Origin of the sequence: Phaeovulum sp., assembly GCF_030684035.1 — a bacterium.
Lineage (GTDB): Bacteria > Pseudomonadota > Alphaproteobacteria > Rhodobacterales > Rhodobacteraceae > UBA6213.
Window position 1 is genome coordinate 1 of sequence record NZ_JAUXPI010000031.1, and the last position, 8,616, is coordinate 8,616.

Below are 8,616 nucleotides of genomic sequence, written 5' to 3' on the forward strand. Positions count from 1 at the left end.
CGTCAGTTCATGCCCAAGGGCACCGACCTGAGCAACGCCAGCCAGACCTGGCTCAACGATGTCGCCGCATTGATGAACAACCGCCCGAGAAAGACACTGGGCTGGAGAACACCCGCCGAAGCCATGGCCGACGAAATCGCGGCCTTCAGATCAACCGTTGCACTTGAAGTTGGAATCTAAGCAGTGTTACCCCGACAAAGGCAAGGAATGACAACAGGGCGAGCCAATTCGCCCGCGCCATTCGGGTGATCGACTCGATCCGCGCCAAGGCCTCGGTTGCGGCTCTTGGTTCCTGGCGGCGACGCAACATTGCCTTGTTCAAATATTTGTTCATTTTCCGAATACCGAGCCTATGTTCCCCCCACCATGCCCCATCGCCCCCCACTTGGGAAGCGCACCCCACCTTGCCTCACCCGGCCCAATCGGGTAGCCCATGCGGCAGCCATTCACCCGAGGTCCCTCATGCGCCTTACCCGCTACTTCCTTCCTGTCCTCAAGGAAAATCCCGCCGAGGCGCAGATCGTCAGCCATCGCCTCATGCTGCGCGCAGGGATGATCAAGCAGCAGGCGGCGGGGATTTATTCGTGGTTGCCGCTGGGCTTCAAGGTGCTCAAACGCATCGAGCAGATCGTGCATGAAGAGCAGCAGCGCGCCGGGCATATTCCCCTGCTGATGCCCACCCTGCAACCCGCCGACCTTTGGCGCGAAAGCGGGCGCTATGACGATTACGGGCAGGAGATGCTGCGCATCCGCGACCGGCAGGACCGCGAAATGCTCTACGGCCCCACCAACGAGGAGATGATCACCGACATCTTCCGCAGCCATGTGTCGTCTTACAAGGACCTGCCGCTGACGCTCTACCACATCCAGTGGAAGTTCCGCGACGAGATGCGGCCGCGCTTCGGCGTCATGCGCGGGCGCGAATTCCTGATGAAAGACGGCTACAATTTCGATATCGACAAGGCCGCCGCGCTGCATGCCTACAACCGCCACATGGTCAGCTACCTGCGCACCTACGAACGCATGGGCCTGACCGCCATCCCGATGCGCGCCGATTCAGGCCCGATCGGCGGCGATGACACGCATGAGTTTTTGGTGCTCGCCGCGACCGGCGAATCCGAAGTGTTCTACGATGCCGCGGTGACCGAGCTGAAACTGGGCGACCGCGCGGTCGATTATGAAAATCGCGCCGAGGTGGCCGAGGTTTGCCGCGAGTTCACCACCCTTTACGCGCGTACCGACGAGACCCACAAGCCCGAGCTTTTCGATCAGATCCCCGCAGAGCGTCGCCGCGTAGGCCGCGGCATCGAGGTGGGGCAGATCTTCTATTTCGGCACCAAGTATTCCGACCCGATGGGTGCCAACGTCGTTACCCCTGATGGCTCCCGGGTCCCGGTGCACATGGGCAGCCACGGCATCGGCGTTTCGCGCCTGCTGGGTGCGATCATCGAGGCGTCGCACGACGAGCGTGGCATTATCTGGCCCGAGGGCGTGACCCCGTTCCATGCCGGTATCGTCAACCTCAAGCAGGGCGACGCGGGCACCGACGCCGCCTGCGAAGGGCTATACGCGGCGCTGAAAGCGGCGGGTCTTGATCCGCTCTATGATGACCGCGACGAACGCGCAGGGGCCAAATTCGCCACCATGGACCTGATCGGCCTGCCCTGGCGGCTGACGGTCGGCCCGCGCGGGCTGGCGAAAGGCGTGGTCGAACTGACCTCGCGCCGCAGCGGCGAAAGCGAGGAACTGACCGCCGAGGCCGCCGTGGCGCGGCTGCGCGAGATTTACGCAGACCGCTAAGGCCGCGCCGCCCCCGACCTAGCCGCGAATGACCTTCAGCGCTACCTGCGGCGAGCCGCCGGTCATGTAGAGCCTGAGCCATAACGGCATCAGGTGCTCGGTGCCGCGCGCGCCGGAAATGTCGCCAAGATCCAGCACGCCCTGCCAGCCAAAGGCCTGCCGCGCAAGCGTGGTGACCTTGGCCTTGGCCTCGGCGGAATTGCCCGCGATCAGCAATTCGACGCCGGGAACCAGACCGGGCTCGACCATCACCGGTGCCGAAATGGTGTTGAATGCCTTCACCACCAGCGCCTCGGGGAACGCCTTCTGAATTTCTTCGCCAACGCTTGTGCGCTCGCTCAGCGCCGCAGGCAGAAACGGCGGCATCCCGGCGGAAAAATCCAGCGGGTTCGAGACATCGATCAGAACCTTTCCGGCAAGGTTCGCCGCTCCCACGGCGGTCAGTGCGGCCAGCGAAACAAGGCCGCTGGTGACGTTGAACACCAGGTCCGCGTCTGCGGCAGCGGCGGCAAATCCGGTTACCCTGCCGCCCGTCGCCGCCTGCCAATCGTTCAGCGTCGCGGCGTAATTGCGCGGCTTGGCAAGCTCGGCCTCGGTTGCTGCGCGAATGCCGATCGTCACCTCATGGCCCACCGACAACAGCTTTGCCGCCAGCGTCTGCCCCACCATGCCGCCGCCGATCATCGCTATTTTCACGATATCTCCCCCATGATATGGACAGACAGGTTCGTCTATCTGCAATCAAACTACAGACAGGTCTGTCTATATGTCAAGCGATGTTCAGAATACCCCGGAAGCCCCCGCAGATCGCCCACCCTCGGCGCGCGAGCGCATTCTCGATGCCGCCGGGCCGCTGTTTTACCGAGAGGGCTTTCGTGCCGTCGGCGTTGACCGGGTGATTGCCGAGGCCGGCGTGGCCAAGGCCACCTTCTACAACCACTTCCCCTCGAAGGATGATCTGATCGTCGCCTGGATCGAGCGCGCCGAAGGTTTCTCCGCAGCCGCCCTGCCGCCCGATGACGGCCCGACCCCGCTGACTGCCTATGTCGCGGCCATGCTCGATGTCGCGCGGGCCGAGCGTTGCCTTGGCTGCACCTTCCAGAACACGGCCGCCGAGTTTTCCGCCCGCGACCATCCGGCCCACGCGGCGGCGCTGGCGGTCAAGCGGCGGGTCATCGCCGAACTTGAACGCCGGGCCGTGCTGCAAGCCCTGCCCGAGCCGAAGGCGGTGGCGCAAAGGCTGTTTCTGCTGCTCGAAGGGGTCTGGGCGGCGGTGCGGATGTTCGGCCCCGACGCGCCGCTCGACACCGCCCGCGACGCCGCCCGCCGCCTGATCGGCTGAGCGGCGCGCAAGGCGGGCAGTTACGCGGGTCTTGGCTCGCGCACCGGCATGGCCTGCGCCACGCCGAATGCCACTTCTACCGCGAGGAACAGCCACAAAAGCGGACTGGCCCCATTGGCAAGCGCCACTGCCATCCAGAGCGAAAACAACCCCCGCCCCAACGCATCCCAGCGCCCCAGCCGGGGGTCGTCATGCACCAGCCGGACAGCCGACCAGATCAGCACCACGGTGCCGAAGAAATTGGCAAACAGCACGCCATAGACCGTCAGCTCGGGCAGCGACGGCTGGCCGAGGCCGACGTGCAGCCGGTCCAGCCAGCCCCAGGCGAGCGCCAGCCCGAACGGCGTGGCATAGGGCCAGACGATCAACAGGTCATACCAAGCCGAAGCCCGAAAGATGCGCCGATACGCAGTGGGGGTCAGCATCCGATTCTCCTTTTTTTACCGAATGCAGCGGGTATAAGGCTTGGACCATGGTCCAGGGTCAAGGGGGCAGAATGCGGATAGGCGAACTGGCAGAGGCGTCGGGGGTCAGCGTCGATACATTGCGGTTTTACGAACGGCGCGGCTTGGTGCCCGCCGACCGTCGCGGCAACGGCTACCGCGATTACCCAGAACCGACGGTGGCGCTGGTGCGGTTGATCCGGCTGGCACAGCGGCTGGGTTTTTCCTTGCGCGAGATCGAGGCAGTGGCGAAGGGGTTGCAGGCCACGGGCCTTGACGAGCGCGCGGTGGCAGACATGCTGCGCGCCAAGATCGCCGAGGTCGAGGCGCGCGCCGCAGACCTCATGCACTTGCGCGACCTGTTGCAGGCGCGGCTCGACGCCGCCTGCCCGTTGCGCCTGAGCTAGCAGCCTTGGCCGCACCTGCAAAAGCAGGGCCGCCGCGTTTTCCGCCCGCTGCCTGATCGGCTGAGCGGCGCGCAAGGCGGGCAATCGCCCCAACGGCGCTTCACGCCGGTTCCAGATGCAGTCAACCCTGACGGATTTGTGACCGCTGCGGTGGCGCGAACCGGTGCCAGATGCGCTAAGCTTTGCCGAAATGCCCTGCCAAAGGTCTTGCCGATGCGCCGGTCCCCTAGCTGCCTCGCCCTGCTGTTGACGCTTGCTCTTGCCCTTGCCGCTCCGGCGCGCGGGCAGTCATGGGATTTTGGCCAGCGAAACACCGACCTCGAACCCGCCTTCGCCAACCAGACCCGCGCCCCAAGGCTTGAAAGCGGCGTGGCGTTGCGGGTGGAAACGCTGGCAGAGGGGCTGGATCATCCCTGGGGCATCGCGCTGCTGCCCGAAGGTGGCTATCTGGTTTCCGAACGCGGTGGCACTTTGCGCCATATCGGCGCGGATGGGGCGGCCAGCGCGCCGATCCTGGGTGTGCCGCAAGTGCTGGCGCGGGGGCAGGGCGGGCTCCTCGATGTGGCGCTTGCCACCGATTTCGCCAGCTCCCGCTTTGTCTATCTCACCTATGCCAAGCCGATGGGCGAAGGGCTTTCCGCCACCGCCGCCGCGCGCGGCAGGCTTTCGGCCGATCTGCGGCAGTTGACCGATCTGCGCGACATTTTTGTGCAAACCCCGCCGTCACCCACCGCAGCGCATTACGGATCGCGGATCTTTCCCGCCGGTCCCCATGTCTGGATCACCACCGGCGAACATGCCTCGCCGCGCGAACGGGTCTTGGCGCAGGATCTCGCAACCAGCTATGGCAAGGTGATCCGGCTGATGGCCGATGGCAGCGTGCCGCCCGACAACCCCTTTGTCGGGCAGCCGGGAGCCGCGCCCGAGGTCTGGAGCTTCGGCCACCGCAACATTCAGGGCGCGGCGCGCCGCCCCGGCCACAGCCAGCTCTGGACGCTTGAACACGGGCCACAGGGCGGCGACGAGTTGAACCTGATCGAGCGCGGCGCAAATTACGGCTGGCCGCTGGTCAGCTACGGTCAAGACTACTCGGGCGCGCCGATCGGCAGCGGCAGCGCGCGCGCCCCGGGCCTTACCGAACCGCGCTATTTCTGGGATCCGGTGATCGCACCCGGCGGCTTCGTCTTTTATCGCGGCGCGCTTTTCCCCGACTGGCAGGGCGATATCATCGCCGCCTCGCTCACCCCCGGCGGCATCGTGCGGCTTCGGCTTTCCGGCGATACGGTGGTGGGCGAGGAACGCTTTCTTTACGGACAGATGCGCATCCGCGATATCGAGATTGCCGCCGACGGCGCGATACTGGCGCTCGAAGATGCTGCCGAAGGCCGCCTGCTGCGCCTGACCCCGGCACCGCAAGGCCAAACCCGACCTTGACCCCGCCACGCCCGCAGCCCAATCTCGGCGCTGGTTCGCACCGGAGATGACCTTGGCCCAGACCCGCCCCTTTGCCGCCTTTGAATGGATGATCGCCTGGCGCTATCTGCGCGCGCGCCGCGCCGAGGGCGGGGTTTCGGTGATGACCTGGATCTCGCTCATCGGCATCACGCTGGGGGTGATGGCGCTGATCGCCACGTTGGCGGTGCGCGCAGGCTTTCGCGGCGAGTTTGTCGATACGATCCTGGGCACCAACGCGCATGTCACCGTCTATTCAGCGGGCAGTACCAGCGAAACCGGTGCCTATTCGCGCCTGATGCCGGATTATGCGGCCCGTGCCGCGGTCATCCGCGCCATTCCCGGCGTTACCCGTGCGGCACCGCTGGTGCGCGGTCAGGTGATGCTGACCGCCGCCGACCGTTCCAATGTCGCCGAAGTTTACGGCATCAGCGCCGAAGACCTTGCCACCATTCCCCGCGTCGCCAACCCGGAAACCTCGCTGGGCGACATTTCCCGCTTTGGCGAGGGCATTGCCATCGGCTCCGGTCTCGCGCGCGAGCTTGGCGTGGGCCTGGGCGACCGGGTGCGGATGATCTCGCCCAACGGCGCGAAAACGCCTTTCGGCATCAGCCCGCGGGTCTCGTCCTACGAGGTGGTCTATATCTTCACCGCCGGGCGCTGGGATATCGACCGCACCCGCGCCTACATGCCCTTTGCCGAGGCGCAGACCTTCTTCAACCGCGAGGGCGCAGCCGATGAGGTCGAGGTGTTCGTGGCCGACCCCGAGGCGGTGGATGACTGGGCACCGGCGCTTCTGGCCTCCGGCCCCGGCACCATGCTGTGGACCTGGCGCGACGCCTCGGGCAGCTTCCTTCGGGCGCTGACGATGGAGGACAACGTGATGTTCGTGATCCTCTCGATCCTGGTGCTGATCGCGGCAATGAACATCACCTCGGGCCTGATCATGCTGGTCAAGAACAAGGGTCGCGACATCGGCATTTTGCGCACCATGGGGCTGACCGAAGGCTCGGTCCTGCGGGTGTTCTTTCTCTGCGGAGCCTTCACCGGCACGCTTGGCACCATTGCCGGGGTGGCGCTCGGCTGCCTTTTCGCGCTCTACATCGACCAGATCATGTCGCTGGTGAACTGGGTCGGCGGCGGCGGTGTCTGGGACCCTTCGATCCGTGGCATCTACGAACTTCCGGCCAAGTTGCAGCTTGCCGATGTGCTCAAGGCGGTGGGCCTGTCGCTTGGCCTGTCGCTTGTCGTCACCATCTTCCCGGCCCGCCGCGCGGCGCGGCTCAACCCGGTCGAGGCGCTGCGCTATGAATGAGGTGCTGGCACTTTCGGGCATCGAAAAGGGCTACAAACGCGGCACGCCGGGCGAGGTGGTGGTGCTGCGCGGGGTCTCGCTCAGCATAGCGCGCGGCGAGGTGGTAGCGCTGGTTGCCCCATCGGGGGCAGGCAAATCGACGCTGCTGCACATTGCCGGGCTTCTCGATGCGCCCGATGCCGGAACCGTGCGGCTGATCGGGCAGGATATGGCGGACCTGGCAGATGCGCGCCGCACCGAGGCGCGGCGGCGGACACTGGGTTTTGTCTATCAGTTCCACCACCTTCTGCCCGAGTTCACGGCGGCGGAAAACATCATCCTGCCGCAGCTTGCCAATGGCGTGGCGAAGGCGGCAGCGCGTGCCCGCGCCGAGGCGCTTCTGGCCCGCGTCGGGCTGGCCGACCGCACCGCGCACCGCCCAGCCGAGCTTTCGGGGGGCGAGCAGCAGCGGGTGGCATTTTGCCGGGCGCTGGCCAATGGCCCGGCGCTCTTGCTGGCCGATGAGCCGACCGGCAACCTCGACCCCGCCACCTCGGATCAGGTCTTTGCCGTGCTGATGGATCTGGTGCGCGAAACCGGGCTTTCGGCGCTGATTGCCACGCATAACATGGCCCTTGCCGCGCGGATGGACCGCGTGGTCCGGCTCGAACGTGGCCGCGTGGTCTGATCTGGCGCAAGGCGCGCGCCGTCGCCGGCCTGGAGCCTGTCCGAAAAAAGTGGGCACCGGTTTTGTCGCAAGACCGGCGACAAACCCAAAAGCCAGGGTCTTTCTGGCGCTTCTATCTGCGCCAGAAAGGCTCTAGAATTGCTGCCAAACAGGAGGCCAACATGCTTGCCCGTCCGCTCCTTCTTGCCCTCGCCACGCTGCCGCTTGCCGCCTGCCTGCCCGCACCGGTGCCCACCGGTGCTGCCGATTACGCCGCCTTTTGCGCCGCCTGCCACGGCCCTACAGGCAAGGGCGATGGCTTGCGCGCCTACGGCCTTGGCAAGCCGCTGCCCGACCTGACCAGCATCGCCGCGCGCAACGGCGGCAGCTTCCCCCGCGCGAAGGTGATGACCCAGATCTGGGGCTACGCCCGCGCCACCCCCACCCCCGGCATGCCCACCTTCAGCACGCTGCTGGAGGGGCGGACGGTGCTATATGACAGCGGCGACGGGATTTTGACGCCCACCCCGCTGAGGCTGGTGCAACTGGCGGAGTTTGTGGAGGGGTTGTGAGGGGTTGGGGCAGTTAAGAACATAGGGCAGCGCCCGGCCCGAGGGTGGGCGTGAAGCGCCCGCCCGTGGGGGCGGGTCGGGTGCTGCCCGGCGTGCCAATACCTTGAGCTTACCTGTCGAACGCGCGCTGAATCGCAACGGAGCAACGGAGTATAAATTCCTCTTCGCTTCCGTATGGGAAGTTTTCTCTAATGATTTCAGTTAGTATGCTTTGTGCAGAAGCGCCGCGCTGACGGAGCACATACGGCAGGAAGTCGAAGAAGAGGTCGAGTTGGGTGGGTTTACGCTGTTCCATGCGGAGAGCTTCGCGCGCAGCTCATAGTGCTCGCAATGCACCAAAGAAAAGGCCTCGTCGAATTGAGTCCAGATCCTACATCCTATCGTTCAAATGCCTGACATATTTTGTCCTGATAGGCGCCCCACCCTAAGGAACGTCTGAAAAACCTGCCACTTTCCGCCTGATCTGATAGGCTTGGGCATCCCCACGAGGAGGCTTGCCGATGCTGAAACAACCCGCCTGTCCCGGCCTGCGCGATGCGATGAAGAAGAAGGTGACACGGCGCGAGCAGTTCCTGGCGGAGATGGATGCGGTGGTGCCGTGGGGTCGCCTTCTGGCTCTGATCGAGCCGTATTATCCGA

General features: G+C 65.4%; 9 protein-coding genes and 2 pseudogenes. 9 read left to right on the forward strand and 2 right to left on the reverse strand.

Annotated features, from left to right (window positions below; translation table 11 throughout):
• Both Q8J98_RS07465 and proS read left to right on the forward strand, forming a co-directional pair.
• Nucleotides 1-180, forward strand: a pseudogene (locus Q8J98_RS07465) (IS30 family transposase); the annotation flags it as partial.
• Between the two features lie 282 nt (nucleotides 181-462).
• Nucleotides 463-1,800 carry a proline--tRNA ligase gene (proS, locus tag Q8J98_RS07470; protein ID WP_305293806.1) on the forward strand — a complete coding sequence of 446 codons (1,338 nt, stop codon included), beginning with the start codon at nucleotides 463-465 and terminating at the stop codon, nucleotides 1,798-1,800.
• 18 nt (nucleotides 1,801-1,818) lie between these two features.
• Here proS and Q8J98_RS07475 read toward each other — a convergent pair whose 3' ends face one another.
• On the reverse strand, nucleotides 1,819-2,496 hold the full coding sequence (locus Q8J98_RS07475) for an NADPH-dependent F420 reductase (protein ID WP_305293807.1): 678 nt from the start codon (nucleotides 2,494-2,496) through the stop codon (nucleotides 1,819-1,821).
• 70 nt (nucleotides 2,497-2,566) lie between these two features.
• Here Q8J98_RS07475 and Q8J98_RS07480 point away from each other — a divergent pair, with 70 nt between their 5' ends.
• On the forward strand, nucleotides 2,567-3,142 hold the full coding sequence (locus Q8J98_RS07480) for a TetR/AcrR family transcriptional regulator (RefSeq protein WP_305293808.1): 576 nt from the start codon (nucleotides 2,567-2,569) through the stop codon (nucleotides 3,140-3,142).
• A 20-nt stretch (nucleotides 3,143-3,162) separates the two neighbouring features.
• Here the strand turns inward: Q8J98_RS07480 and Q8J98_RS07485 are convergent, their stop codons facing one another.
• Nucleotides 3,163-3,567 carry a hypothetical protein gene (locus Q8J98_RS07485; protein WP_305293809.1) on the reverse strand — a complete coding sequence of 135 codons (405 nt, stop codon included), beginning with the start codon at nucleotides 3,565-3,567 and terminating at the stop codon, nucleotides 3,163-3,165.
• 71 nt (nucleotides 3,568-3,638) lie between these two features.
• On the opposite strand from Q8J98_RS07485, the gene Q8J98_RS07490 reads away from it, so the two are divergent.
• The 6 genes and pseudogenes from Q8J98_RS07490 to Q8J98_RS07515 form a co-directional block, all read left to right on the forward strand.
• Nucleotides 3,639-3,992: a MerR family transcriptional regulator gene (locus Q8J98_RS07490; protein WP_305293810.1), complete on the forward strand. Its 354-nt coding sequence runs from the start codon at nucleotides 3,639-3,641 to the stop codon at nucleotides 3,990-3,992.
• Between the two features lie 213 nt (nucleotides 3,993-4,205).
• Nucleotides 4,206-5,426, forward strand: a complete 1,221-nt coding sequence (locus Q8J98_RS07495) for a PQQ-dependent sugar dehydrogenase (RefSeq protein ID WP_305293811.1) — start codon at nucleotides 4,206-4,208, stop codon at nucleotides 5,424-5,426.
• Between the two features lie 46 nt (nucleotides 5,427-5,472).
• Complete coding sequence (locus Q8J98_RS07500; RefSeq protein ID WP_305293812.1) at nucleotides 5,473-6,759, forward strand: lipoprotein-releasing ABC transporter permease subunit; 1,287 nt, start codon at nucleotides 5,473-5,475, stop codon at nucleotides 6,757-6,759.
• The gene (locus Q8J98_RS07505; RefSeq protein ID WP_305184032.1) at nucleotides 6,752-7,426 is read left to right on the forward strand and encodes an ABC transporter ATP-binding protein; all 675 of its coding nucleotides are present in this window, start codon (nucleotides 6,752-6,754) and stop codon (nucleotides 7,424-7,426) included. Before Q8J98_RS07500 ends, Q8J98_RS07505 begins: the two co-directional genes overlap by 8 nt.
• A gap of 161 nt (nucleotides 7,427-7,587) precedes the next feature.
• On the forward strand, nucleotides 7,588-7,977 hold the full coding sequence (locus Q8J98_RS07510; protein WP_305293813.1) for a c-type cytochrome: 390 nt from the start codon (nucleotides 7,588-7,590) through the stop codon (nucleotides 7,975-7,977).
• A gap of 500 nt (nucleotides 7,978-8,477) precedes the next feature.
• A pseudogene (locus Q8J98_RS07515) lies at nucleotides 8,478-8,616 on the forward strand (IS5/IS1182 family transposase); the annotation flags it as partial.